Origin of the sequence: Halorubrum kocurii JCM 14978, from assembly GCF_000337355.1 — an archaeon.
In the GTDB taxonomy this organism is placed as follows: Archaea; Halobacteriota; Halobacteria; order Halobacteriales; family Haloferacaceae; genus Halorubrum; species Halorubrum kocurii.
The window spans coordinates 32,562-57,132 of record NZ_AOJH01000040.1; the positions used below are offsets into that span (position 1 = coordinate 32,562).

General features: G+C 69.4%; 23 protein-coding genes. 9 read left to right on the plus strand and 14 right to left on the minus strand.

All coding sequences use genetic code 11. The features are described 5' to 3' along the window. Nucleotides 1-2 precede the first annotated feature (2 nt). The gene (locus C468_RS05220; protein ID WP_008847831.1) at nt 3-2,075 is read right to left on the minus strand and encodes an AMP-dependent synthetase/ligase; all 2,073 of its coding nucleotides are present in this window, start codon (nt 2,073-2,075) and stop codon (nt 3-5) included. 104 nt (nt 2,076-2,179) lie between these two features. On the opposite strand from C468_RS05220, the gene C468_RS05225 reads away from it, so the two are divergent. Both C468_RS05225 and C468_RS05230 read left to right on the plus strand, forming a co-directional pair. Further along, nucleotides 2,180-4,087: a helicase C-terminal domain-containing protein gene (locus C468_RS05225; protein ID WP_008847832.1), complete on the plus strand. Its 1,908-nt coding sequence runs from the start codon at nt 2,180-2,182 to the stop codon at nt 4,085-4,087. Between the two features lie 362 nt (nt 4,088-4,449). Continuing rightward, nucleotides 4,450-4,641 carry a UPF0175 family protein gene (locus C468_RS05230; protein WP_008007542.1) on the plus strand — a complete coding sequence of 64 codons (192 nt, stop codon included), beginning with the start codon at nt 4,450-4,452 and terminating at the stop codon, nt 4,639-4,641. A gap of 580 nt (nt 4,642-5,221) precedes the next feature. Here C468_RS05230 and C468_RS05235 read toward each other — a convergent pair. After that, on the minus strand, nt 5,222-6,328 hold the full coding sequence (locus tag C468_RS05235; protein ID WP_008847833.1) for a 60S ribosomal export protein NMD3: 1,107 nt from the start codon (nt 6,326-6,328) through the stop codon (nt 5,222-5,224). A 123-nt stretch (nt 6,329-6,451) separates the two neighbouring features. On the opposite strand from C468_RS05235, the gene C468_RS05240 reads away from it, so the two are divergent. The 5 genes from C468_RS05240 (at nt 6,452) to C468_RS05260 (ending at nt 10,547) form a co-directional block, all read left to right on the plus strand. Further along, on the plus strand, nt 6,452-6,805 hold the full coding sequence (locus C468_RS05240) for a DNA-binding protein (RefSeq protein ID WP_008847834.1): 354 nt from the start codon (nt 6,452-6,454) through the stop codon (nt 6,803-6,805). Next, entirely contained in the window at nt 6,806-7,399 is a 594-nt protein-coding gene (locus C468_RS05245; protein ID WP_008847835.1) for a DUF7411 family protein, read from the plus strand. Between the two features lie 92 nt (nt 7,400-7,491). After that, entirely contained in the window at nt 7,492-7,947 is a 456-nt protein-coding gene (locus C468_RS05250; protein ID WP_008847836.1) for a DUF892 family protein, read from the plus strand. Nucleotides 7,948-8,069: 122 nt separating this feature from the next. Next, nucleotides 8,070-9,392: a histidine--tRNA ligase gene (gene hisS, locus C468_RS05255; RefSeq protein ID WP_008847837.1), complete on the plus strand. Its 1,323-nt coding sequence runs from the start codon at nt 8,070-8,072 to the stop codon at nt 9,390-9,392. 78 nt (nt 9,393-9,470) lie between these two features. Further along, the gene (locus tag C468_RS05260; protein WP_008847838.1) at nt 9,471-10,547 is read left to right on the plus strand and encodes a CNNM domain-containing protein; all 1,077 of its coding nucleotides are present in this window, start codon (nt 9,471-9,473) and stop codon (nt 10,545-10,547) included. A 73-nt stretch (nt 10,548-10,620) separates the two neighbouring features. Here C468_RS05260 and C468_RS05265 read toward each other — a convergent pair whose 3' ends face one another. The 12 genes from C468_RS05265 to C468_RS05320 all read right to left on the minus strand — a co-directional run bounded on the left by C468_RS05265 (nt 10,621) and on the right by C468_RS05320 (nt 22,092). Continuing rightward, nucleotides 10,621-11,556: a hypothetical protein gene (locus tag C468_RS05265; RefSeq protein ID WP_008847839.1), complete on the minus strand. Its 936-nt coding sequence runs from the start codon at nt 11,554-11,556 to the stop codon at nt 10,621-10,623. Nucleotides 11,557-11,617: 61 nt separating this feature from the next. Continuing rightward, nucleotides 11,618-12,028 (minus strand): DoxX family protein, encoded by a 411-nt coding sequence (locus C468_RS05270; RefSeq protein ID WP_008847840.1) that lies wholly within the window; start codon nt 12,026-12,028, stop codon nt 11,618-11,620. 81 nt (nt 12,029-12,109) lie between these two features. Further along, nucleotides 12,110-12,904, minus strand: coding sequence for an Nmad3 family putative nucleotide modification protein (locus C468_RS05275; protein WP_008847841.1), 795 nt, complete (start codon nt 12,902-12,904; stop codon nt 12,110-12,112). Nucleotides 12,905-12,926: 22 nt separating this feature from the next. Next, nucleotides 12,927-13,520 carry a DJ-1/PfpI family protein gene (locus tag C468_RS05280; RefSeq protein WP_049912078.1) on the minus strand — a complete coding sequence of 198 codons (594 nt, stop codon included), beginning with the start codon at nt 13,518-13,520 and terminating at the stop codon, nt 12,927-12,929. 737 nt (nt 13,521-14,257) lie between these two features. After that, entirely contained in the window at nt 14,258-14,785 is a 528-nt protein-coding gene (locus C468_RS05285; RefSeq protein WP_008847843.1) for a 3-isopropylmalate dehydratase small subunit, read from the minus strand. After that, entirely contained in the window at nt 14,782-16,095 is a 1,314-nt protein-coding gene (locus tag C468_RS05290) for a 3-isopropylmalate dehydratase large subunit (RefSeq protein ID WP_008847844.1), read from the minus strand. The genes C468_RS05285 and C468_RS05290 overlap by 4 nt, the downstream gene beginning before the upstream one ends. Further along, the gene (locus tag C468_RS05295) at nt 16,092-17,036 is read right to left on the minus strand and encodes a hydroxymethylglutaryl-CoA lyase (RefSeq protein ID WP_008847845.1); all 945 of its coding nucleotides are present in this window, start codon (nt 17,034-17,036) and stop codon (nt 16,092-16,094) included. The genes C468_RS05290 and C468_RS05295 overlap by 4 nt, the downstream gene beginning before the upstream one ends. Next, nucleotides 17,033-18,304, minus strand: a complete 1,272-nt coding sequence (locus C468_RS05300) for a CaiB/BaiF CoA transferase family protein (RefSeq protein WP_008847846.1) — start codon at nt 18,302-18,304, stop codon at nt 17,033-17,035. Before C468_RS05300 ends, C468_RS05295 begins: the two co-directional genes overlap by 4 nt. A gap of 196 nt (nt 18,305-18,500) precedes the next feature. Beyond that, a complete protein-coding gene (locus C468_RS05305) occupies nt 18,501-19,892 on the minus strand; it encodes a dihydroorotase (RefSeq protein ID WP_008847847.1) in 1,392 nt (463 codons plus the stop codon). Nucleotides 19,893-19,920: 28 nt separating this feature from the next. Beyond that, nucleotides 19,921-20,586, minus strand: a complete 666-nt coding sequence (locus C468_RS05310; protein WP_008847848.1) for an isochorismatase family protein — start codon at nt 20,584-20,586, stop codon at nt 19,921-19,923. Between the two features lie 115 nt (nt 20,587-20,701). After that, nucleotides 20,702-21,718: an LLM class flavin-dependent oxidoreductase gene (locus C468_RS05315; RefSeq protein ID WP_008847849.1), complete on the minus strand. Its 1,017-nt coding sequence runs from the start codon at nt 21,716-21,718 to the stop codon at nt 20,702-20,704. Further along, nucleotides 21,715-22,092, minus strand: a complete 378-nt coding sequence (locus tag C468_RS05320) for a nuclear transport factor 2 family protein (RefSeq protein ID WP_008847850.1) — start codon at nt 22,090-22,092, stop codon at nt 21,715-21,717. The genes C468_RS05315 and C468_RS05320 overlap by 4 nt, the downstream gene beginning before the upstream one ends. 180 nt (nt 22,093-22,272) lie before the next feature. Between C468_RS05320 and C468_RS05325 the strand changes: the two genes are divergently transcribed. Together C468_RS05325 and C468_RS05330 are read left to right on the plus strand one after the other, a co-directional pair. Next, complete coding sequence (locus C468_RS05325; RefSeq protein WP_193788247.1) at nt 22,273-23,721, plus strand: FAD-dependent oxidoreductase; 1,449 nt, start codon at nt 22,273-22,275, stop codon at nt 23,719-23,721. Between the two features lies 1 nt (nt 23,722). Continuing rightward, on the plus strand, nt 23,723-24,490 hold the full coding sequence (locus C468_RS05330; protein ID WP_008847852.1) for an SDR family NAD(P)-dependent oxidoreductase: 768 nt from the start codon (nt 23,723-23,725) through the stop codon (nt 24,488-24,490). Nucleotides 24,491-24,571: the final 81 nt, after the last annotated feature.

Consider the following 24,571-nt stretch of genomic DNA (forward strand, 5'->3'; position numbering starts at 1 on the left):
CCCTAGGCATCCTCGTAGATCACCTCGACCTCGTCGGCGAAGCGGTCTAAGATGTTGCGCCGCTTCTTCTTCATCGTCGGCGTGAGCAGGTCGTTCTCCTCGGTGAACTCCTCTTCGACGATCCGGAACTGCTTGATCCGCTCGTACGGTTCGAACTCCTCGTTGACGCGGTCGACCTCCGCTTGGATCCGCTCGCGGACTCGGTCGTCGCGACAGATCCCCTTGCGGTCGTCGGGGAGGTCGATCCCCCGCGCGTCGGCCCATGCGTCCACCTTCTCGAAGTTCGGGACGATAAGGGCGGAGACGAACTTCCGGCCGTCGCCGAGCACGACGCACTGCTCGACGAACTCGTTGGCCGCGAACCGGTCCTCGATGGGACCGGGCGCGACGTTCTTGCCGGTCGAGAGCACGAGCAGCTGCTTGGCGCGCTCGCGGAAGGCGACGTACCCGTCCGGCCTGAGCTGGACGATGTCGCCTGTGTGGAACCAGGGCTCGTCCGGATCGCCGTCGCGTTCGTCGGGGGGCGTGCCGGCGACGACGGCGTCCTCCGGGAGCCGGTCCGGTTCGGTGAACGCCTCCGCGGTCGCGTCGGGGCGGTTCCAGTAGCCGTCGGTCACCTGCGGTCCCCGCACAAGCAATTCGCCCACGTCGCCGGCCAGCTCCGCGACCTCCTCGCCGACGACCGTACCGTCGATCGCGATCTCCGTCTCGACCACGGGCGGACCGATGGTGCCGACCTGCGGCTCCTCGGGCGGATTGACGCAGATCACCGGCGAGGTCTCCGTCAGGCCGTACCCCTCGAGGATCGGCAGGTCCATCGCGTGGTACAGCGCGCACAGCTCCGCCGACAGCGACCCGCCGCCGGAGATGAAGAAGTCGATGTTCCCGCCGATCGCCTCCCGAACCGACGAGAAGACGAGCCGGTCGGCGACCGCGCGCTTGGCGTCGAGGAGGGCGCCCGGCGCCTCGGTCTCGTGGTGGGCCCGGCCGACGTCGACCGCCCACTCGAAGATCCGCTCTTTCACCGGCGACTCGCTCGCCTGCTCGCGGATCGCGTCGTACAGCTTCTCGTAGACGCGGGGGACGCTCGTGGTCGTCGTCGGGCGCACGAGCCCGAAGTCCTCCCGCAGGGTGTCCGGGCTCTCGGCGTAGCCGACGGTCGCGCCGGCCGCGAACATCATGTAGTGGCCCGCGAGCCGCTCGAAGACGTGCGCGAGGGGGAGAAAGGAGAGCGTCGTCGACTCGGGCGAGATCCCCGGCACGTCGGGGTCGCGGTCCGGTCGGTCGGCGAACCGCCGGTAACACTGATTGACGTTCTCTCGGAAGTTCGCGTGGGTGAGTCGGACGCCCTTCGGCTGGCCCGTGGTCCCGGAGGTGTAGATGAGGCTCGCGAGGTCCTCGACGTCGACCGCGTCGATCCACGACTGGTAGGCGTCCTCGTCGAACGCCTCGTCGCCGAGGGCGTGGACCTCGCCGAGGGTGTACACGTCGTCGGCGGAGAGGCCGATGTCGTCGGCGTCGCCGCCCGCACCGCCGATCTCCGCGTCGAGGTCGCCCGTGTCCACGTCGTCGAACGTCACGATGGCGTCGAGGTCGTGGTCGAGGTCGCCGACGACCCCCAGCACCTCGTCGAGCAGCTCTCGGTTCTCCGCGACCACGACGGTGGCGCCCGGGTCCTCGATCAGGTAGCGGACCTGTCTCGGGGAGGAGGAGGCGTACACGGTCGTGACGGTCGCGCCCGCGGCGAGCACCGCGAAGTCGGTCTGGGCCCACTCCATCCGCGTCTGCGCGTACAGCGCCACGCGGGTGTCGTCTTCGACCCCGAGCTCGCGGAACCCGGCCGCGAGCCGCCGGACGATGGAGCGCATCTCGGCGTAGGTCACGTCGGCGTACTCCCCCTCCGAGGCGGGCGGGAGCACTCCCCTGGAGACCAGCGACCGGTCGTAGATCCCCCCCTTGTACCGCTGGGCGAGCCGGTCCGCGTTGCGCTCGGCGGACCGCTCGAAGGTGCGTGGGAGCGTCTCTCGGGCGACGACGTCGTCCGTGAACTCCCGCTCCGCCTCTCGCCAGTTCATACCACGACCTCCCGCCCAAACATTATAAACGATCGGGTAGTTTCGAGTTCATTCGAGGGCTCGGAACGCGAGGGTTTAATCCCGAGAGAGGGCGAGGGACCTCTGTGGACCCCGACCGGATCCCCGCCGAGTTCCCCGCCCCGAGCTTCCGCGGGGCACAGGAGCGGGCGCTCGCGGACATCCGCGACGCGTTCGCCGCCGGCAACGACGTGGTGTTGGTGCGCGCGCCCACCGGCAGTGGCAAGTCCCTCCTCGCGCGGTCGATCATGGGCGCGTCGGCCACCGTCGACGAGACGGCGCCGAGCGAGGCGACCGGCGCCTACTACACCACCCCGCAGGTGTCGCAGATCGACGACGTGGAGGCCGACGACCTGCTCGACGACCTGGCGGTGATCCGGGGGAAATCGAACTACGACTGCATCCTCCCCGGCGAGCACGACACGCCGGTCAACCGCGCCCCCTGCGTCCGCCAGCAGGGGTTCGACTGCTCCGTGAAACATCGGTGTCCGTACTTCTCCGACCGCGCCATCGCCTCCGGGAACCGCCACGCCGCGATGACGTTGGCGTACTTCATGCGGACGGCCGGCTCAGAGGTGTTCCGCAAGCGGGACGTCGTCGTGATCGACGAGGCCCACGGGCTCGCGGAGTGGGCGGAGATGTACGCGACGATCGAGCTTTCGCCCGACCGCGTGCCGGTGTGGGACGAGGTCGGCGTCCCCGACGTGGCGGCCGACGCCGGCCCCGAGGAGGACGTCCTCGACCGCACCGCCCGGTTCGCCGCGTCGCTCCGGGACACCGCCAAACGGGCGAAAGACGAGCTGACCGGGCGGCCCGAGCTCGACCGTGAGGAGGTCGCGCGCCGGGACCGCCTTCAGGAGCTAATCAGCGAACTCGGCTGGTTCCTCGAGGACTACCGCGACCCGGAGTCGCCGACGACGTGGGTCGTCGACCAGCCCGACGGCGAGGGGGCGGCGCTCGCGATCAAACCCCTCGATCCGGCCCGCTACCTCCGACACACCGTGTGGGACCGCGGGAACAAATTCGCGCTGCTGTCCGCCACTATCCTCTCGAAGGAGGCGTTCTGCCGCGGGGTCGGTCTCGACCCGGAGACGGTCGCCCTCGTCGACGTCGAGCACACGTTCCCGCTCTCGAACCGCCGGTTGTACGACGTGACGCAGGGGTCGATGACCTACGAACACCGCGACGAGACGGTGCCGAAGATCGCCCGCCTGATCGTCCGGCTGATGGCCGAACACCCCGACGAGAAGGGACTCATCCACGCGCACTCGTACGACATCGCCGGCCGGCTCACGGAGCTGCTCGGGGAGTTCGGCGTCGCCGCGCGCGTCCGGCGCCACGACCGCGCGAACCGGGACGCGGAGCTGTCGGCGTGGAAGGCGAGCGACGACCCGGAGGTGTTCGTCTCGGTGAAGATGGAGGAGGCGCTCGACCTGAAGGGCGACCTGTGCCGCTGGCAGGTGGTGTGTAAGGCGCCGTACCGCAACACCAACGACTCGCGGGTCGCCCGCCGCCTCGCCGACGACCAGTGGGCGTGGTACCACCGGACCGCGCTCCGGACCGTGATTCAGGCCTGCGGCCGGGTCGTCCGCGCGCCCGACGACCACGGCGCGACGTACCTCGCCGACGACTCCCTCCTCGACCTGTTCGACCGCGCGGAGGCGGACACCCCGCCCTGGTTCCGCGACCAGATCGACGCGATGACGACGCCGGCGCTGCCCGACTTCGACCCCGGCGCCGCGCTCGCCGGGATCGACGCCGAGCCGAGCGGGCCCTCGCGGGCGGCCCGTCGCGGGAACAGCGGCGCCGTCGGCGGAGGCGGCTCGGGCGGGACCGGTGGGAGCGGAGGCGGCAGCCCGCGCTCGGGCCGATCGAACGGATCCCGCGCGTCCGGAGGGACGAGCGACGGGGACGGAACGACGCGCACGCGCTCGGAGTCGGACGCGGAGCGCCGGGAGGACCACCCGCTCTCCGACGTCTGGGGCGACGGCTAGGGATCGTCGACGGGGAGGGTCGGAAACGGTACCGGCCCTCGGTCCGGCCCGCGGTCGTCGGGCCGATCCGTTCGGCGGCTATAAGAGCGAGACGCCCCACGCGGCCATGGAACTGACCATGAGGAACGCGAAGAACAGCGCGAACAGCTGTTGTCTGTCCATACTTCGGTTACGACCGCAGAACCTGATAACTCCTGCGGGCGCGGGTCGGCGCCGATCGGCGCCGCCAACCGATCGTGGAGCCAGCTGGAATGCATTAAACTACCACGGACTGATCGATCGTCAATATATATCGTATAAGGTGTATCAGGGACCTCAGTCAATTAGTAACCTTCATAAACCTTCACGGCACTATCGTAGGTATGGCAACGAAGGGGCTGTCGACCGCGCTGACGCTGTACGGTGCGCGAACGCTGACGCTCTCCCAGGCGGCCGCGCAGGCCGGCCTCAGCGAGGCGGAGTTCGTCGAGCAGTTGGAACGCCGCGGGATCGAGGTGACCGAGTCGGAGCGCGCCGCCGCGCTCGGCGAGGAGCAGCCCGTCCACGCCGACTGAACGACACCGACGCGCCAGACTGCGGATTTCGATCGCTCGGCGCTGTTGAATTCCTGTGCTTCAGACGTATGTTCGTCCGAAACGGCTGGTCGCTGAACGGTGCTTCGTGATCGACGACACTGTGGTGACTGCCTCCAAAGCCCCAGTCGCGGCGGCGGGCGCACGCTCGCTGCGGTCCTCGGTCGTTCGCTTCGCTCACTCCCTGTGGTCCTTGCGTCCCCTGCGCCCGCCGCCGCGACTGCCCCTTTGAGTCCCACCCGACCGCAACCGCACAGCGCCTCATGCCTCCCCAGCCTCGTCGGTCGCCCTCCGCTCCGCTTCGGGCGACCGAATCCCTCGCACCGTCGGTGAGCGGCCCAAAGAGCCGCTCACCGGGGCGCGCCCGACGCACATCTTATATAAAGGATCGTCGCTATCGCGTGCCTCTTTTTAAATATCGCATCCGACTCCCAATCTGCAACACTCACTCCCGCTCTCGATCGCTGCTGTTCCCGTATGAACCGTCTCCGGAGCGAAACGCCTCACGCGCTACGGATTCCGACAGCGCCGATCTCTTAAGTCGGTGAGAGACGCCGCCGACCTACTCCTCGGGGACGAGGTGGACCTCGCCGCTGTGCTCGAAGGCGAGCACCGAGTCGGCGTCGCCGTCGACGAAGTCGGGGTTCGGTACCGTCTTCGCCTCGTATGTGACCGGGTCGAGCACCTGGATCGCGTTCTCGTCTTCCACGGTCACCACGGTGGTCGCTTCGGCGTCGTCGCGATCCCCGAGCCGTGTCGCGTCGGGGGCCTCCGCCTCCTCGAACTCCGAGGTGTACGCCGCGCCCGTGGCGAGGCGGACGCCGCGGAGCCGACCGGCGACGCTCGTGACGAGCACGGGGCCGTCGCCGTCCTCGGGGTCGATTATCTCGCCCTCGGCGTAGCGCGGGAGCCGGACTGCGAACGTCACCCGGTACACCTCGTTGCCGTCGCCGTCCTCGGTGACGAGCGTCGGGTACGACTCGAAGCTCCCGCCGATCTCCTCCGTGATCCGCGTCGCGACGTTCTGCGCGAGCCGGTTCGAAGAGAGCTTGATGTCCGGGCCGTCGTCGGTCTCTTTCACCTCCGTGATGAACGCCTCGCGGTCGCCGCCGGCCTCCTGGTCGGCGACGTACGTCTCGGCGATGTCGAGCGCCTCGGCGCGCTCAGCGGGCGTCAGGTCGCGCTCGTCCGCGCGCACCTGCACGATCCCGGCGTAGTAGCCGCCGGCGATCCGCCCGCAGCGGTCGCAGGTCCCGCGCGAGATCTTGACCGGGACCGTCACTTCCGCCGAGCGGAGCGTCCCGCGAACGACCCCCGAGAAGCGGCAGTGCATCCGGACCGTGTTCTCGTCGACCTGCTCGGGCTCGACGCCCCACTCCACGTCTTCGGCGTCGACGTGGACTCCGAGCGCCTCCGCGACCTCGTCGACGGCGACGTCGGTGTAGTCCCGCGCGCCCACGTCCCGCCACGACTCGCCGCGGCGGACCGCGCCGCAGCCGGAGCAGACCAGCACCTCGATCCGGTCGGGCGCGTCGACCAGCTCGAAGTCCTCGAAGTAGCAGTCGTCACACAGCAGCGCGTCCCGCCCGCCGGGGTCGCCGGGAAGCGGCTCGCGCCGCTCCGGGACGGCGTCGCCACACCGGGGACAGAACTCCCGCGACTCGCTCATTACCGGCGGCTACGCCGAGGAGGCGTTTAAGCGGCGCGGACCGGCCTCGTTCGTGGCCGCCGGGGCCGGCTCGGGGCCCGATCCTCCGAAATCGTTTTTCGCGCGGACCGAGAACGGGTGCGTATGAGCGAGAACCCCGACGACGAACGGCTCGAAGAGCTGCGAGAGAAGAAGATGCAGGAGCTCCGCGAGCGCGAACAGGGCGGCGGCGCCGACGCGGAGGCCCAACAGCAGGCGCAGGAGCGCGCCGAGGCCCAACAGGAGGCCGTGCTCAAGCAGTACCTCACGGACGGCGCGCGCCAGCGGCTCAACGCGGTCGCGATGTCGAAGCCGGAGTTCGGCGACAAGGTGAAACAGCAGGTCGCGGCGCTCGCGCAGAGCGGCCGCATCCAGGGACAGATCGACGAAGAGCAGATGCGCGACCTCCTGAAAGAACTCCAGCCCGACCAGCAGAGCTTCGACATCCGGCGGCGATAGATGGAGCTCGCGCTGCTGTACAGCGGGGGGAAAGACTCCTCGCTCGCCGCCCACCTGCTCGACCGGTTCTACGACGTGCGCTGCGTCACCGGCAGCTTCGGGCTCACCGACGACTGGAAACACGCCGAGCGCGCGGCCGCGGAGCTCGGCTTCCCGTTCGAGCGCGTCGACCTCGACCGCGAGGTCGCCGAGGAGGCGGCCGAGACGATGATCGGCGACGGCTACCCGCGTAACGGGATCCAGCGCGTCCACGAACACGCCCTCGAGACGATCGCGAGCCGCGCGGTCGACGCCATCGCCGACGGCACGCGGCGCGACGACCGGGTCCCCACCGTGTCGCGAGCCCAGGCGCAGAGCCTGGAGGACCGCCACGGAATCGACTACATCTCCCCGCTCTCCGGGTTCGGTCGCCACGCCGTCGACCGGCTCGTCGAGGAGACGTTCGACGTCCAACAGGGGCCGAGCGAGGAGGTCCCCAAGGCCGACTACGAGGACGAGCTCCGGACCCTCATCGCCGACGCGCACGGCGAGGGAACGGTCAACGAAGTGTTCCCGGACCACGACCAGACGTACGTCCACGGTCGGAACGACTGACCGACCCGCGCGTCGACCCGTCCGCAACCGACACGTTCTCACCGGTTGGGAGCGCCGGAACGACTTTCGGTCCCGCGCTCGTAGCACCAGGTATGTCATCTGAACGAGTAGTCGAGCTGCTCCGAGCGGCGTACGCCGACGAGATCGAGACCGTGATGAACTACCAGACGAACGCCATCGTCCTCGACGGCGTCCGCGCCGAGGAGATCAAAGAGAGCCTCAAACAGGACGTCCAAGAGGAGCTCGGCCACGCCGAACAGCTCGGACAGCGGCTCAAACAGCTCGACGCGCGACCGCCGGGGTCGGCCGAGTTCACGGCGAGGCAGGACTCCCTGCAGCCGCCCGAGGACTCGACCGACGTGCTCTCGGTCATCAACGGCGTGCTCGACGCCGAGGAGGGCGCGATCGCGACGTACCGCGACCTGATCGACGCCGCCGAGGAGGCGGGCGACCCGGTCACCGAGGACCTCGCCGTGACGCTCCTCTCCGACGAGGAGGCCCACCGGACGGAGTTCCGCGGCTTCCAGAAGGAGTACCAGCGCGACTAGGCGGGACTGGGAGCGACTAAACGAGACTGGGCTCGCCGAGGGGGCTCGCCAGCCGGCCCCCCTCCCGCCGGAGCCGGCCCCGAAAGGATGCTTTCAAGCGGGCGCTCGCCGAACCGACGTGCATGTACGACGGCCTCAAGGGATTCCGCGACTTCTACCCCGGCGAGCAGTCGGCCCGCCGCGAGGTGACGGACGCGATCGAGGACGCCGCGAGCCGGTACGGCTTCCGCGAGATCGCCACCCCCGCCTTAGAGCGGACGGAGATGTACGTCGACAAGTCCGGCGAGGAGATCGTCGAGGAGCTGTACGCCTTCGAGGACAAGGGCGGTCGCGGCGTCTCGATGACCCCGGAGCTCACGCCGACCGTCGCCCGGATGGTGGTCGCGAAGGGCCAGGAGCTGTCGAAGCCGATCAAGTGGATGTCCACGCGCCCGTTCTGGCGCTACGAGCAGGTCCAGCAGGGCCGCTTCCGCGAGTTCTATCAGACGAACATCGACGTGTTCGGCTCCTCGGCGCCCGAGGCCGACGCCGAGGTGCTCGCGGTCGCCGCCGACGCGCTCACGGCTCTAGGCCTCACCGGCGACGACTTCGAGTTCCGCGTCTCCCACCGCGACATCCTCGGCGGCCTCGTCCGCTCGCTCGCCGACGACACCGAGGCGGTCGACACCGCGGCCGCGATCCGCGCGGTCGACAAGCGCGCGAAGGTCGACGACGGGGAGTACTTCGGACTCCTCTCCGACGCCGGGCTCGACCGCGCGACCGCTCGCGAGTTCGACGACCTGATCACGGGCGTCGAGACCGTCGACGACCTCGACGCCGTGGCCGAGGCCGGGGACGAGTCGGTCGAGGCGGCGGTCGAGAACCTCCGGAACGTGCTCGCCGCCGCGGACGACTTCGGCGCGGGCGAGTTCTGCGAGGTCTCGCTCACGACCGCCCGCGGGCTCGACTACTACACCGGCGTCGTCTTCGAGTGCTTCGACTCCACCGGCGAGGTGTCTCGCTCCGTCTTCGGCGGCGGGCGCTACGACGACCTGATCGAGAGCTTCGGCGGCCAGCCCACCCCCGCGGTCGGCGTCGCCCCCGGCCACGCCACCCTTAAGCTCCTCTGTCAGCGCGCCGGCGTCTGGCCCGACGAGGAGCTGACGACGGACTACTACGTGCTCTCCGTCGGCGACACGCGTAGCGAGGCGGCCGCGCTCGCCCGCGACCTCCGCGCGCTCGGCGACGACGTGGTCGTCGAGGGGGACGTCTCCGACCGGTCGTTCGGCGCCCAGCTCGGCTACGCCGACTCGATCAACGCTGAGACCGTCGTGGTCGTCGGCGAGCGCGACTTAGAGAACGGCGAGTACACGGTGAAGGACATGGCGAGCGGCGACGAGACCACCGTGCCGGTCGAGGAGTTCCCGCCCGAGGACGGGCTGCCGACCTACGAGGACTACGACTAGCGCCCCGGGGACCCGTCCGCTTCCGCGTCGTCCCGCGTGCTCGACCATTTTTAAGTGTGCGTCGGAACGGTGAGAACGATGATCCCGCTCGTGACGGCGATGCCCCCCGGCGAGATCGGCCTCCGCGTGGCGGCCGGCGTTGCCCTCATCCTGATCAACGCGTACTTCGTGGCGATCGAGTTCGGGCTGACGCGGCTCCGTCAGTATCCCGAATCGGAGATGGACACGCCCGGGCTGCGGCGCGCCTGGGAGATGACGGACGACCTGGAGTTCTACCTGACGACCTGTCAGGTGTGGATCTCAGGGACCAGCATCGCGCTCGGTATCGTCGCGGAGCCGGGGCTCGCAGCGCTGTTCGCGCCGCTCTTCGAGAATACGACGTTCGCGTCCGCCGGCGCGGGCTCGCTGTTGGGCTTTTTCATCATCAACATGGTCCACCTCACGCACGGCGAGCAGACCCCGACGTACCTCGGCGTCGAGCGCTCGAAGCAGGTCGCCCAGTACGGCGCCCGGCCGCTGTACTGGTTCGCGTGGCTCATCTCGCCGCTGATCAAGTTCGGCGACTGGGTCGCGAAGGCGACGCTCCGGCTGTTCGGCGTCGAGATGACCGGGTCGTGGACCGAGGCCGAAGGGGAGGTGTTGGAGACCCGCGCGCAGCTCCGGACCCGTCTCGGGTCGATGATGGAGGAGGTCGACCTCCCCGAAGAGCGTCGCGAGGAGGTCCTCAACGCGCTCGACGTCGACGAGCTCGCCGTGCGGGAGGTCCTGACCCCGGCCGACGAGATCGTCTCGCTGTCGACGGCGGCGTCGGTCGAGGAGAACCTCGACCGGATCCGCGACACCCCGCACAGCCGCTTCCCGCTCGTGGGCGACGGGGCGACCGACTTCGAGGGGATCGTTTACGCCCCCTCGATCGTCTCCAACTTCGAGGCGCTCCGGCGGGGGGAGACGACGTTCGCGGACCTCGCGGCCCCGCCGATGACGATATCGGCGGGAACGAGCGTCAGCGACGCCTTCGATCAGTTCCAGACGGAGTCACAGGAGCTCGCGCTCGTCGTCGAGGACGGCGAGATCGCCGGACTGATCACCGCGACCGACGCCATGGAGGCGGTGATGGGGCAGCTCGAGGACCCGCTGGACGCGGGCGACCTGTGAGTGGACGGCCTCGTCGGAACCGCCGTCGGTCGCTGTCCGCCGACCGGTGACCACGGTGGGTATCTCGGCCGGGCTACGGGACGTACCCGAGCGTACGGAGGGTGTCCTCCACCGTCTCCTCGTCCACTTCGGGCATCCGCTCGGGCGGGTCGGCGCTGATCTCCCGTCTCGGTCCCTCCTTCACGACCTGCCACGGCACCTCGACGAGTTCGGGGACGTACACGCCCTCTCTGTGACCGTACCACCGCACGGGGATCGGACGGAGGCGTTCGCCGAGCAGCTCTCCGTGGTCGGACGTGATCACCGTGCGTCCGTCGAGAGCGTCCAGCGTTGACTCCACGAGATCGAGCGTGATTTCGAGAGTGTCTCGGTAGGCCTCTCGGAGCGTTTCGATGTCGGCGCCGCTCGCCGCCATCGTCGACCGAAGTCCGCCGTCGTACGTGAACCGGTCGCTTTTCGGCCCCAGATACGGCTTGTGGGGCTGCATCAGATGGATGATGAGGCGTTTCTCGGGGAACTCCTCGGCCGCTTCCACCGCCGAGTCCAACACCGTCTCCGGGTGCGGAACGTACCCCACGTCGCGTTTGTCACCGTCGAGACGGCTGACGTAAAAGTCGCGCTCGACGTCCCGATACGCGTGGACTTCGGCGTTGATGAACTCCCTGAGCTCTAAGAACCACCGGTTCCCCGAGACGTAAACGACGTCGTGAAGCGCGCGGTTCGAGAAGTTCCCCGTAATGAACTCCCGGCTGGCGGCCCCCCGCGACACCCGACGCTCGACGGGACCCTCAAACTCTGTCGACTCAGCGAAGTAGTCGTATCGACAGGCGTCGAGAATGACGAGGTTGTCCCAGTCCTGCTCGAACACGTCGATCCCGTTCTGGTTGTAGTCCCGGTCGGACCGTCTCGTGTGGTAGAGTCGATTCAGTTCGACGAGGGTCGCCGGAGCGTCTCGGACCGCTTTCAGTAGGAGACGCGGATTCCGGCGGATCCTGTTACCGAGTTGCATGCGCTAACGCCCGCCGGGAGCGCTATTCGTTATAAAATAACTAATGTGACACAATGGGCCTTCAGTTGAACGCCTCGCGCAGGAAGACGAGCGCCCCGCCCAACATCGCGAGGTTGCCGAAGAACGCGAGCCGCTCGCCGCTCTTGTCGTCCTCGTCGGCGTTCCAGAAGTCGTGCATCGTCGCGGTCACCACCGTCAGGAAGGCGACGGCCGCGCCGGTCGCGACCCGGGGGAACCGCCAGAGCGCGATACCGACGCCCGCGACGACCATCATCCCGGACGCGAACGGGGCTGCGAGGTCGGGCGCCGGCACTCCCGCCGACTCCGCGTACTCGATCGTGTCGTCCATGTCGCGGAAGTCCTCCGAGGCCTGCGCGGCGAGGCCGACCCCGAGCAGGACGCGGCCGAGTCGCGAGGGCGCGCCGCCCGTGCCGGTCACCGATTCCGCCGTGTCGCCGTCGTCGTCCGTCATGTCTGTACACACGGTGGCATGGCACATAAATCGACGTGCGACCGCCGGCGCTCCGCCGGTCGGCCGACGCACCCTCCGGCGTCACGACCACTCGATGCGGTCGAGCAGCGTCGCCGTCTCGCCGGCGTCGAACGCCATGGGTCGCCGCCACCACGGCCCTCGCCCCGAGTCGCTCGAGAGCTCGGTGACGAGCCGGTTCGCGTCCGCCCCCGCGTCCGGCGCGCTCAGGGGCACGACGCGCTCGAACACCCCGGACGCGGCCGGGTCGCCCGCGACCACGACCCGCGCGTCGAAGGGGTCCCGCTTCAGGTGGGCGTTCGTCGGCGCGAGGTCGGCCGCCGCGGCGCGGTCGACGGTGCGGCCCTCGCTCCCGTCGCCGACTGCGAGGAGGCGATCGACCCGGATCCCCGCGAACAGGTACGCGCCCCAGTCGGGCGCGAGGTCGTCGTCCGGTCGGGGCCCGTCCCCGGTCCCGTCGCGCCCGCCGTCTTCGCCCGGCCCGCCCCAGCCGTGCGGGCGGAGCGACAGCGTCGCGTAGAAGAACAGCCAGTCGCCCGGTTCGAGGCCGGCGATCCGGCCGGCCTTCACGCCGTGCGGGTCGCCGTACGTCGCGCTGTCGCGCCCGTGGACGCCGGGGAACTCGGGGTCCGCGTGGACCGGAACCTCGCGGAGGGCGGTCGGCAGCGAAAAGGGGAGGTCGAGGTCGCCGTACGTCGGGAGCGGCTCGTCGACCGGGAACCGGTCGCGCGTGAGCGTCGGCGCCGACTCGGGGATCGGCACGTACGCGAACGAGCCGTCGGGGAACACCGGTCCCCGGAAGCCCGGCTCGTTGGTGTTGGCGGCGACGTTGACGGCGACGGCTCGCGGTCCGGTCATTCGAAAGACGCCACGGCGGGGGTCAGTCCGCGGTCGCGGCGGGCGCGCCGTGGTCGATCTCGGTCCCGAGCAGGTCGAGGAACGCCGCGATCCACTCGGGGTGGTCCGGCCACGCCTGCCCAGTGACGAGGTTCCCGTCGGTGGTCACCCCGTCGACCCACGAGCAGCCCGCGGCCTCGACCTCGGGCCTGACGGCGGGGTAGGCGGTGAGCTCGTAGCCGCCGAGGACGCCCGCCGCGGCGAGGATCTGCGGGCCGTGACAGATCGACGCGACCGGCTTGTCCGCCTCGAAGAAGTGGCGGACCGCGTCGAGCACCTCCTCGTACCCCCGAAGGTACTCGGGCGCGCGCCCGCCGGGGACGACCAGCGCGTCGTAGTCGGCCGGGTCGACGTCGTCGAACCCGTGGGTGAGCTCGAAGTCGTGACCGCGGGTTTCCAGGTACGTCTGGTCGCCCCGGAAGTCGTGGACCGCGGTCTTGACGGTCTCTCCGCCCTCCCTCTCCGGACAGACGGCGTGGACCTCGTGGCCGACCGCCTGGAGCGCCTGGAACGGGACCATGATCTCGTAGTCTTCACCGAAATCGCCGACGATCATCAGTATCTGGTTTCCTGTCATGTGTACAACACCACCGAGACGTACGCTCCGCGGGCAAATAACGGTACTGGCGAGTGGTACCGTGCCGCAGACGGGAATGGCGGTGTGTCACAGACGGGTCGTCGAGGCGGTCGGAGCGAACCGGACCCCAGTGACCGGCCGCGCATGACCCCTCTCGACCGACGCCCGTCGATTCATTTATCTCGATATTCAGTAGTATATTCTAATCTGATAGAACTGGCGGTCGAACGCTCTCTGCGATCCCGATCGGCGAACAGCCCCCGATCGCACCGGGACCGAGAGAACCCGCGACGAAGCGTCGCAGTACTGCGGTCTCGGTCGTCGAACGGTTCCGAAACCGATGCCCCGGTCGGGGCGTTCGTCCGACCGCAACCGACCGCTCGTTCCCGGTAGAGAACGACCTAAAAAACGTATTAACTCCATGCGTCCGTCCAAAAGCCGAAGATAACGGTGACGATATCGACGAACACCGCTTCGAGTCGCCAGACGCACTCGGCCGCGATACTTATAATAAGATAACGTATATTACTCACTTCATATCATATTTCAGTTATTTAAATATCCCGTGGTGTCCGCGGGTGAACCGACCTCGCTGCCGCGATCCCGGACCGCTGTGCGCCGTGGGCTCGCCGTGCGTCGTGGGCTCGCCGTGCGTCGTCGTCCGCGTCTCCCCCTCACCGGTCGACTCGCCCTCCGACCGACTCACCCTCACCGGCCGTCTCCCCCGATTCGACCGCCTACTCGGTGCCGAGCTTCGCGCGCGTGTACGGTTCGAGCCCGCCGCGGTCGACGAGATTCTGCAGGAACTCCGGGAGCGGGTCCGCGTCGTACCGCTCGTCGGCGGTGTGGTTGACGACGGCGCCCTCGTCGAGCCGGAGGCTGATCTCGTCGCCGTCGTCGATCCGGTCGGCGTCCGGGCAGATCAGCACGGGGAGCCCGAGGTTGATCCCGTTCCGGAAGAAGATCCGGGCGAACGACTGCGCGACGATCCCGTCGATCCCCGCGCCGAGGAGCGAGATGGGGGCGTGTTCGCGGGAGGAACCGCTCCCGAAGTTGTGCCCGCCCACGACGAAGTCGCCGTCCGCGACGTTCGGCGCGAACTCCGGGCGGAGGTCGTTGAAGGCGTGCTCGCCGAGCTCCGCCGGGTCGCTGGAGACGAGGAACCGCGACGGGATGATCTGGTCGGTGTCGATGTCGTCGCCGAACGTCCACGCCCGACCGGGCTCGGTCGTGTCGATGTCGCGGCCCGCGTCGGCGTCGGTCACGCGCCCACCCCCTCGAGGACGTAGTCGTCGTAGCGGTTCAGCTCGACCTCGCGCGGGTCCGTGATCTCGCCGTACAGCGCCGACACGCCCACGGTGGCGGGACTGGCGAGGTACACCTCGCTCTCCATCGAGCCCTCGCGGCCCGGGAAGTTGCGGTTCGCCGTGGCGAGACAGACGTCGCCGTCGCCCAGCACGCCCTGGTGGGTCCCGAAGCAGGAGCCGCAGCCGGCGCTCTGGACGATCGCGCCCGCGTCGACGAACGTCTCCATGACGCCGGTGTCCATCATCTGCTTGTACACCGACCGCGAGGCCGGGACGACGACCATCCGCGTGCCGGGGGCGAGCCGCTCGCCCTCGATGACGTCCGCGACGATCCGGATGTCCTCGTACCGCCCGTTCGTGCACGTCCCGACGAACAGCTGGTCGATCTCCGTGCCGACGACCTCGTCGACGGGGACCGCGTTCTCCGGGTTCGACGGCGTCGACACCTGCGGCGAGAGCGACTCGGCCTGATAGGTGTGGACCGCCTCGTAGTCGGCGTCGTCGTCCGGCTGCGTGTACGCCGGGATTGCGGGGCGCTCCCCGGTCTGCGCCTCGAGGAAGTCGACGGTCCGCTCGTCGGGCGCGACGATGCCGGCCTTCCCGCCCATCTCGATCGCCATGTTCGAGAGGACGAGCCGCTCGTGGATCGGCAGCGCCTCGACCGCGGAGCCGCCGTACTCGGCCGTCTTGTACGTGCAGCCGTCGAACCCCACGTCGCCGATGAACTTCAGGATGAGGTCCTTCGCGTACACCCCGTCGGGGAGGTCGCCCTCGACCTCGAACCGGAGCGTCTCCGGCACCCGGAACCACAGCTCGCCGGTCGCGAGCGTCGTCCCGAGGTCGGTGGAGCCGACGCCGGTGCCGAAGCCGCCGACGCCGCCGAAGGTGGTCGAGTGCGAGTCCGCGCCGATCACCAGGTCGCCGGGAGAGACGAACCCCTCCTCGACGAGCACCTGGTGGCAGATGCCGTCGCCCACGTCGTACTGCTGGGCGCCGTACTCGTCCGCGAACTCCCGGACGATGTTGTGGTTGTTCGCGGCCTTGACGCCGTCGGCCGGGGCGTGGTGGTCGATCGTGATCACGGTGTTGTCCGGGTCGACGAGCTCCGGGTCGTCGCCCGTCACGTCCTCGAAGACCTCGAACGTCAGCGGCCCCGTCACGTCGTGGGTCATCATCACGTCGACCGCGGCCTCTACGTAGTCGCCGGCCCGTACGTCGTCTCCCGATTTCTCCGACAGCAGCTTTTCCGATATGGTTTTTCCGGTCATGCGTTGTCCTCCGCGACGGTCGCTAACACGCGGTCGACGGTCCCGCCCATCAGGACGTGGCTCGTCGCCCCCAGGTCGAGTCGGTCGGCGACCTCGTGAGCGACCGACTCGACGCGCTCGAAGTCCGCGTTCGTTTCGAGACCCATTCTACTCAGCAGTTGGACGAGGTCCTCGGTCGGCGTGTTGCCGACGCCGGAGAGCCCGTCCGGCAGGACGACGCCCCCGCCGAGCCCGCAGTGCGACGCGTCGAGCCGGTCGACGCCGCACTGCAATGCGACGAGGGTGTTCGCGAGGCTCATCCCGTTCGTGTCGTGGAGGTGTAACCCCGCGTCCAGGTCCGGGTGCCGGTCGAACACCGCCGTGTACATCTCCTCGATCTCGACCGGGTCGGCGAGCCCCATCGTCGTCGCGAGCGTCACCTCGTCGACGCCGGCGTCGACGACGCGGTCGACGACCGCCAGCGTGTCCTCCGCGGGGATCTTCCCCTCGTACGGGCAGTAGAAGCTCGTTCCCATCCCCGCCTCGACCTCGATGCCCGTCCCCTCGGCCATCTCGACGATCTCCTCGACTCCCTCGAGAATCTCCTCGACCGTCATGTTCTGGTTGTGCTCGCTGTACGTCTCGCTCACGGTCACCAGGGCGTTCACCTTGTCGACGCCGGCGTCGATCGCGCGCTCCATCCCGACCGCGTTCGGCACTAGTGCGCGGTACGTCACGTCGTCGTGCCGCTCGATGCGCTGCGCGACCTCGTCCGCGTCCCGGAGCGTGGGCACCGCCTTCGGGTGGGTGAAGGAGGTGATCTCGATCTCGTCGACCCCGGTCTCGGAGAGGGCGTCGATGATCTCGACCTTCTCGTCGGTCGGGACGAACTCGTCGAGGCGCTGGAACCCGTCGCGCGGTAACATCTCCACGAGGGTCACGTCCGCGGGGTACTCGATCATATCACGCCCTCCGAGTCGAGCTCCGCGAGCGTCTCCTCGTCGTACGAGAGGCGCTCGCCGTACACCTCCTCGTTGTGCGCGCCGAGCCGCGGCCCGAGGTGCGATATCTCCCCCGGCGTCTCCGAGAAGCGCGGCACGGTGTTCTGGACCGCGCCGGCGCCGAGCTGGTCGTCCGGGACCTCCACTACCGCGTCGCGGGCCCGGTAATGCTCGTCGTCGAGGATGTCCGCGACGTTGTAGATCGGTGCGATCGTCGCCTCGTACTCCTCGAAGCGGTCGATGACCTCCTCGCGGGTGTGGTCGTCCATCCACTCTTGAATGATCGCGTCGAGCTCCTCGACGTTCTCCAACCGCTTCTCGTTGTCCGCGAAGCGCGGGTCGTCTTTTAAATCCGGGCGCTCGATCGCGTCGAACACCCGCATCGCGATCGGCTGGGCGCTCGCCGAGATGGCGACCGCCCGCCCGTCGCCCGTCCGGTAGACGTTGCGCGGCGCGGACGACGTCGAGCGGTTCCCCGACCGCTCCTCGATCTCGTCGAGCTGCTGGTAGCGGAGCGGCTGGGGCCCGATGAGCGAGAAGATCGGCTCGATGAGGCTCGTGTCGATATACTGGCCGGTCCCGCCGTTCGCGTCGCGGCTGTACAGCGCGAACGCGACCGCCATCGTGGAGAACATCGCCGCGATCCCGTCGGCCAGCCCGGTCGGCGGCAGCAGCGGCTCCCGGTCGGGGTAGCCGTTGAGGAACGCGAACCCCGACATCGCCTCCGCGAGCGTGCCGAACCCGGGCCGGTCGCTGTACGGCCCCGTCTGCCCGAACCCGCTCAGCCGGAGCATCACGAGCCCGGGGTTGCGATCGGAGAGGTGGTCGTAGCCGAGTCCCCATCGTTCGAGGGTTCCCGGACGGAAGTTCTCGATGAGCGCGTCGGCCTCGGCGACCAGGTCCTCGAAGACGACTTTCCCCTCTTCGGTGGAGATGTCGAGCGTCACCGACCGCTTGTTGCGACCGAGGTACTTCCACCAGAGCCCGACCCCCTCCTTCTGTGGGCCGAAGTGGCGCAGGTGATCGCCGGTCGCCGGGTGTTCCACCTTGATCACGTCGGCGCCGAAGTCCGCGAGCAGGCGGCCGACCGTCCCGATCGAGATCATGGATCCCGCCTCGACCACTGTCACGCCGTCGAGCGGGCCGGCGGGGGAGTCGTCGCCGTGGGAGCCGCCGTCGGCCTGCCCGTCGTCGGCCGGCACGCCGTCGGCAGCCTCGTCGCGGCTCATGCGCGCCTCGCGAGTGTCTCCGCACCGCCGTGGGCGGTGCGTGCTGTTCGGTCCGTCGCCGTTCGAGTGGGATGTCCTGTCATGGTTGGGTCCGCGTTGTCTCTCGTCCCCGCGTGGGCTGCACGCGGGCGTTCGCCTCCGGTTGCCGCGGGCAGATCGGGCGGTCGCCGCGGGCAGATCGGGCGATCGATGTCGATCAGATCGGGCGGTCGATGTGGGTCCCGAACCCGCGCTCGCCGACGACCTCGCCGTCCTCGTAGGCGACCTGGCCGCGGACGACCGTGTGCGTCGGCCACCCGGTCACCTCGCGCCCCTCGTACGGGGAGTAGTCCGCGCCGCTGCGGAGCAGCTCCGGGGTCACCGTCTTCGTCTCGTCGAGGTCGACGACCGTCAGGTCCGCGTCGGTTCCGACCTGAATCGAACCCTTCTTCGGATATATATTGAACGCTTTCGCGGTGTTCGTCGACGTCACCTCGACCGCGCGCTCCAGCGAGATACGCCCCTCGTGAACCCCCTCCGAGAGGATCAGCGGGAGCATCGTCGCCGACGAGGGGAAGCCGGGGAGGCTGTCGGGCACGTCCTCGCCGACCTTGTCGTCGCGCAGGTTCGCGCAGTGGTCCGTGCCGATACAGGAGATCGTGCCGTCGGCGACCCGCTTCCACAGCGTCTCTTGGTCCGCTTTCGACCGCACCGGCGGGTTCACGTTGTGCCGCTCGTCGCACTCCTCCGCGGTCAGCGCCAGGTAGTGGGTGCAGGTCTCCCCGGTGATCTCCCAGCCCGCGTCGTGGAGCATCGCCAGCTCGTCCGCGGTCCGCCCGGCCGAGACGTGGACCGCGTAGAAGCTGTCGTCGTAGCCGTGTTGCCGGGCCAGCGAGCCGCTCGCGGTCATGCTCTGCGTCTCCGCGTAGTCCGGGAACTGGTCGACCAACACGTCGTAGCCGCGGTACTCCTGGTCCTCGTCGACCGCAGAGTCGAGGTACGGGTTGTCGCCGAGCGCGCTCGTGATCTCCATGTTCTCGGAGTGGTGACCGAGCGTCGTGGGCGCGTCCTGCGCGGCGAGCGCCTGGATGAACGCGTCCGCCCAGTCGTCGTGCATCTCCGAGTCGGTGCCGAACTTCTCGGGCGCGACGTCCTTGTAGTTCTTGTACCACTTGAACGACGTAATCCCCAGCTCCTCGACGATGTAGGGGATCTCCTCGATGTGCTCGAACGAGAGCAGCCCCAGCGAGAAGAAGTAGTCGTGGTAGTAGTTCGGCTCCGCCTCGGCGAAGTAGCCGTCCATGATCTCCTCGTAGGAGCCGCCCCGCCGGAAGTAGTTCCCGATGGTCGTGACGCCGCCGACGAGGTCGGAGCGCGACTCCGTCTCGGCGTCGGCCTCCAGTCCGCGGTAGATCCCGTGGTGGGTGTGCGGGTCGATCGCGCCGGGGAGGACGTGCTTCCCCTCGGCGTCGATCACGCGGTCGCCGGAGAGCGTCCCCGGGCTCGCGATCGCGGCGATCTCGTCGCCGTCGGCGGCCACGTCGGCGTTAAAAGCGCCGAGTTCGGGGGTAACGACGGTGCCGTTCGCAATGACGAGGTCGTGTGTCATCGCGCGCCCTCCGCCGGTTCGCTCCGGATCATTCGTCGATCCCCTCCACCCACGACTCCACCTCGTCGCGCTCGAGCACCTCGGCGTACTTCATCCACAGGTCCATCAGGGCGACCTTGTGGCTCGCCTCGATGCGGTCGAACACGCACTCCTGTGGCAACACGACGTTGAATCCGTTCTGCTGGGCGTCGATCGCGGTCGCGCGGACGCACCCGCTCGTGGAGTTGCCGACGATGATCACGGAGTCGTGGCCGCCGCGGACCAGCCGCGAGAGCAGGTCGGTCCCGTAGAAGGCGGAGGCGTACGACTTGTCGATCACCGTCTCGCCCTCGCTCGGCGCGACGGCGTCGACGATGTCGAGGTCCTCGTGGTCCGGGTCGTCGTAGCTCGACGGGACGACCCGCGTGTACGTGACCGGGACCTCGTGGTCCCGGGCGAACTCGAGGAAGGGCCCGATGTGGTCGATCGCGTCCCACGCGATCTCGCCCATCGCGGTGCGATACTCCTCGACCGCGTCGAGGATGGGCTCGTCCTCGCCGACGACGAGCCGCTGCATGTCGATGACGAGGACCATCGGGTTCGTCCCCATGCCGCGGGACTCCCACGAGGACGCTCCCTCCTTGTCGTAACCGGCCGCCGAGATGACCTGCTTATCCCGTTCGGTGAGCAGGTCCTCCCAGATACGCTTGGTCATGATAACGGCTGCCAGTACGACGAGCAGTCGCATAATTCTGTGGGTGGGGGTGAACCGTCGTGACGTACCGTTCCACCGCGACGCCGCGACCGCCCCGCCGAGGCGATGAGACACCTCATTTCGACGGCGCGAACGCCTCCAGCGTCCGCTCCACCCACTCCCTGTCGCTCCCGGCGGGGGCGCGGACGATCGGGAGGTCGACGCCGAGCTCCCGGAGGTGATCGAGCTGCGCCCGCGCGTCTTCGGGAGTTCCGACGACCGCGAGGTGGTCGAGGAGCCCGTCGGCGACGTGCTCCGCGCCGACCTCGGTCGAGGGCGCCTCCCGGACCGCCTCGACGACCTCCTCGAACCCCGCCTCCACCGCGGCGCGGTCGTAGTACCCCGGGATGTCGCGCAGGTAGTAGGCGACGTGTTCGGCCGCAGCCCGACGCGCGCGCTCCGGGTCCTCGTCGACCGCGGTCAGCACGTACATCGCCACGTCGATCGACTCGGGCTCTCTGTCGCCGCGGGCCGCGCCGTCCGCGAGCCACCCCAGCGCCTCTTCGAACTGCGAGTCCGGGTAGAGGTTCGGCACCCAGCCGTCCGCGAACTGGCCCGTCAGGCGGACGTTTCCGGGGCCCAGCGCGCCGTTGTAAATCGGTATCGACGCGCGCTCGGGCTCGAACGCCTCCCAGAACGCGGTCCGCGACGGCGAGAAGAACTCCCCGTCGAACCCCTCCGGGTCGCCTCGGAGGTACCGGCGGACCAGTCGGATGTACTCGGCCATCCGCGGCAGGGGACGCTCGAACTCGGCGCCGTGGAACCCCTCGACGACGCCCGGGTGGGCGACGCCGAGCCCGAGGATCGCCCGCCCGCCGGAGTGCGCGTCGAGCGTCGCGACCGCCTGCGCGATCGCGGCCGGCGTCCGCGAGAACACGTTGACGATCCCGGTCGCGAGCCCGATTTGCTCCGTGTGGACCGCCCACCGCTCCAGCTTGCCGAACGCCGACTTCCCCTGTCCCTCCGCGGCCCACGCGCTCTCGTACCCCAGCTGCTCCGCGCGGGCGACGAGGGCCGGCTCGTCGCGCAGCGCGAAGAGGACGCCGACGCGGTCGGTCGCCTCCCCGTCGCTCGCCTCTTTCGCGTCGCTCACGCCTCGACCACCCCCTCGACCGCGAGATCGTTGTACACGTCCAGCCGGCGGATCGCGCCCTCGCGGACCTCGTAGACGTCGACGTACCGCACGCCCTCGAAGCGCTCGCCGTCGTTGTCGACGCCGTGGAGGGTCCCCTGACTGACGACCCGGTCGCCGTCGACGGTCCACCGGCCGAACGACTTGCCCGCGCGCTCGTATCGCGGTTCGAGGAACGCGAGGAACGACGCCGCCGCGTCAGGCCCCTCGAACCGCGCTCCCGGAACCGTGATCACGGCGTCGGCGGCGAACAGCTCGCCGACAGTCTCCCGCCCGTCCGGGTCACCCATCCGCTCGAAGAACTCCTCGACCGTCTCGCGTGGCGTTCGTGCCATGATAGTCGTACGCACCCGAAGAGATATAAATCGGACTGCCGACTGTCGAGACGCCGATCGGCGGTCGCACGCGCGAGGAGTCGCCAGCGGCGCGGACTCGGGGGAACTCAGTGTTGGCACACGAACGGCGACACCCCGCCGACCGGTAACTTTACGAAAACCGGTTTCTTGACTCGTGTTATGGGATCACTTGATGTGGAGCCGCAGCGGCGGACGCTAGACGACGCGAGCGCGGAGGTCGTCTCAGCCGACGAGGTCGAGTTCGACGTGGAGACCGACGTGCTGGTCGCGGGGGCCGGCGGGTGCGGGCTCACGGCGACGCTCGCGGCCTGCGAGAACGAGGACCTGACCGTCACCCTTCTGGAGAAGAGCGACGAAGTCGGCGGTAACGCCGCGCTGTCGACGGGGATGATCCCGGCGGCCGGCACCCGCTTCCAACGCGAGGCGGGGATCGAGGAGGGGCCGGCGGACATGGCGCGGGACATCTTGGAGAAGAACGGCCACGAGGCCGACGCGGAGCTGGTCCAGCACCTCTGCGAGCACAGCGTCGATCTGGTCCACTGGCTCGTCGACGACTGGGACCTGTCGCTGCACCTCGTGGACGACTTCAAATACCCCAAACACGCCGAGTACCGGATGCACGCGCCGCCGGGGCGGAACGGCGAACACCTCGTCGCCGAGATGCGCGACCGGATCGAGGCGCGGGCGAACGCGGAGCTGCTGACGAACACCCCGGTGACGAAGCTGGTCGCGAAGGACGGGGCGGTCGAGGGCGTCGTCGCCGGGGCGGTCCGCGAGGAGGCAATCCGCGCGGAGGCGGTGATCCTCGCCACCGACGGCTTCGCGGGGAACCGGGAGATGGTCCGCGCCCACTGCGAGGACGACATCGCCGACGCGCTCTACTACGGCTCGGACGGCAACACCGGCGACGGGATCCGGTGGGGCGCGGAGCTCGGCGGCGCGCTCGCGTCGATGGACGCCTTCCAAGGCCACGCGACCGTCGTCAGCGGGACCGGCGCGCTGTCGACGTACGCCGTCGTGATGAACGGCGGGGTCCTCGTCAACGCCGACGGCGAGCGCTTCGGGAACGAGTCGAAGGGGTACTCGGAGTTCGCGGTCGACGTGGTCCGCCAGCCGGACGGCGTCGCCTACGAGATCTTCGACGAGCGCATCTTCAAACGCCTCAAAGGCGAGTTCGACGACTTCGACCGGGCGATCGAGCTCGGCTCGTACACCAGCGCCGACACCGTCGCGGAGCTCGCCGCGGAGCTCGGCTGCGACCCGGAGGCGACCCGGGACGCGGTCGAGTCGTACAACGCCGCCGTCGAGGCTGGCGAGCCGGACGAGGTGGGACGGATGGACGGGCGGAACGTCCTCTCGCCGCCGTTCTACGGGACCGAGGTGACCGGCTCGCTGTTCCACACGCAGGGCGGGCTCGTCGTCGACGAGCACGCACGGGTGCTCCGCGAGGACGGGTCGACCGTCGCCGGGCTCTACGCCGGGGGCGGCACCGCGACGGGCATCAGCGGTCACGGGGCCGACGGCTACCTCTCCGGGAACGGCCTGACGACCGCCATGGGGTTCGGCCGGCTCGCGGGTCTGCACGCCGCCGGCTCGCTCGGTGAGTGAGATGACCGACGAGCGGGCGGGCCCGGACCCGTCGTTCGCCGGCGAGACCGCGCTGATCACCGGGACGGCCCGGGGGATCGGCCGCGCCTGCGCGGTCCGCTTCGCCGAGCGCGGTGCGATGGTGGTCGGCGGCGACCGGCTCGACCAGTCGGAGACCGCCGCGGCCTGCGCGGACCTCCCGGGAGCGTTCGAGCCGGTCGCGGCCGACGTGACCGACCCCGCGGCGGTCGAGGCGCTGGTCGAGCGCGCGGCCGCCACCGGACGCGTCGACGCGGTCGTCAACGTGGCCGGGATCGTCGCCCGGGAGCCCCTCGCGAGCCACGACGGCGAGCCGTGGGAGCGATCGGTGGCGGTCAACCTCACCGCGCCGTTCCGGATCGCCCGCGCGGCCGCGCCGCACCTCCGAGAGACCGGCGGCGCGGTCGTCAACGTCTCGTCGATCTACGGCCAGATCGGGGCCGCCGAGCGCGCCGGCTACGCCTCGACGAAGGCCGGGCTCGAGGGGCTGACCCGCGCGCTCGCCGCCGAACTGGGCGAGGACGGGGTCCGGGCGAACGCCGTCGCGCCCGGGTTCATCGAGACCCCGATGACCGAGCCGTACGCAGAGGACGACGCGGCGCGCGAGCGGTTCCGAGAACTCGCGGCGCTCCACCGACTTGGAGACCCGACGGAGGTCGCGAGCGTGGTCACCTTCCTCGCGGGCGACGGCGCCTCGTTCGTCACGGGCGAGACGGTCCTCGTCGACGGCGGCCGAGCCACGGTGGAGTGACGCGGCCGGCGAGCGACGCCGTTTGACGGACGATTTTTAAATTCGATCTGTGATGTAAACGCCCCCACCAGACGCCGCGGC

Bases quoted from the DNA above. Each gene is read 5' to 3' on its own strand.
- C468_RS05220 (WP_008847831.1), bottom strand. From the start codon at position 2,075: ATGAACTGGCGAGAGGCGGAGCGGGAGTTCACGGACGACGTCGTCGCC.
- C468_RS05230 (WP_008007542.1), top strand. From the start codon at position 4,450: ATGGCAACGAAGGGGCTGTCGACCGCGCTGACGCTGTACGGTGCGCGA.
- C468_RS05235 (WP_008847833.1), bottom strand. From the start codon at position 6,328: ATGAGCGAGTCGCGGGAGTTCTGTCCCCGGTGTGGCGACGCCGTCCCG.
- C468_RS05240 (WP_008847834.1), top strand. From the start codon at position 6,452: ATGAGCGAGAACCCCGACGACGAACGGCTCGAAGAGCTGCGAGAGAAG.
- C468_RS05245 (WP_008847835.1), top strand. From the start codon at position 6,806: ATGGAGCTCGCGCTGCTGTACAGCGGGGGGAAAGACTCCTCGCTCGCC.
- C468_RS05250 (WP_008847836.1), top strand. From the start codon at position 7,492: ATGTCATCTGAACGAGTAGTCGAGCTGCTCCGAGCGGCGTACGCCGAC.
- hisS (WP_008847837.1), top strand. From the start codon at position 8,070: ATGTACGACGGCCTCAAGGGATTCCGCGACTTCTACCCCGGCGAGCAG.
- C468_RS05260 (WP_008847838.1), top strand. From the start codon at position 9,471: ATGATCCCGCTCGTGACGGCGATGCCCCCCGGCGAGATCGGCCTCCGC.
- C468_RS05265 (WP_008847839.1), bottom strand. From the start codon at position 11,556: ATGCAACTCGGTAACAGGATCCGCCGGAATCCGCGTCTCCTACTGAAA.
- C468_RS05270 (WP_008847840.1), bottom strand. From the start codon at position 12,028: ATGACGGACGACGACGGCGACACGGCGGAATCGGTGACCGGCACGGGC.
- C468_RS05275 (WP_008847841.1), bottom strand. From the start codon at position 12,904: ATGACCGGACCGCGAGCCGTCGCCGTCAACGTCGCCGCCAACACCAAC.
- C468_RS05280 (WP_049912078.1), bottom strand. From the start codon at position 13,520: ATGACAGGAAACCAGATACTGATGATCGTCGGCGATTTCGGTGAAGAC.
- C468_RS05290 (WP_008847844.1), bottom strand. From the start codon at position 16,095: ATGACCGGAAAAACCATATCGGAAAAGCTGCTGTCGGAGAAATCGGGA.
- C468_RS05295 (WP_008847845.1), bottom strand. From the start codon at position 17,036: ATGATCGAGTACCCCGCGGACGTGACCCTCGTGGAGATGTTACCGCGC.
- C468_RS05300 (WP_008847846.1), bottom strand. From the start codon at position 18,304: ATGAGCCGCGACGAGGCTGCCGACGGCGTGCCGGCCGACGACGGGCAG.
- C468_RS05305 (WP_008847847.1), bottom strand. From the start codon at position 19,892: ATGACACACGACCTCGTCATTGCGAACGGCACCGTCGTTACCCCCGAA.
- C468_RS05310 (WP_008847848.1), bottom strand. From the start codon at position 20,586: ATGACCAAGCGTATCTGGGAGGACCTGCTCACCGAACGGGATAAGCAG.
- C468_RS05320 (WP_008847850.1), bottom strand. From the start codon at position 22,092: ATGGCACGAACGCCACGCGAGACGGTCGAGGAGTTCTTCGAGCGGATG.
- C468_RS05325 (WP_193788247.1), top strand. From the start codon at position 22,273: ATGGGATCACTTGATGTGGAGCCGCAGCGGCGGACGCTAGACGACGCG.
- C468_RS05330 (WP_008847852.1), top strand. From the start codon at position 23,723: ATGACCGACGAGCGGGCGGGCCCGGACCCGTCGTTCGCCGGCGAGACC.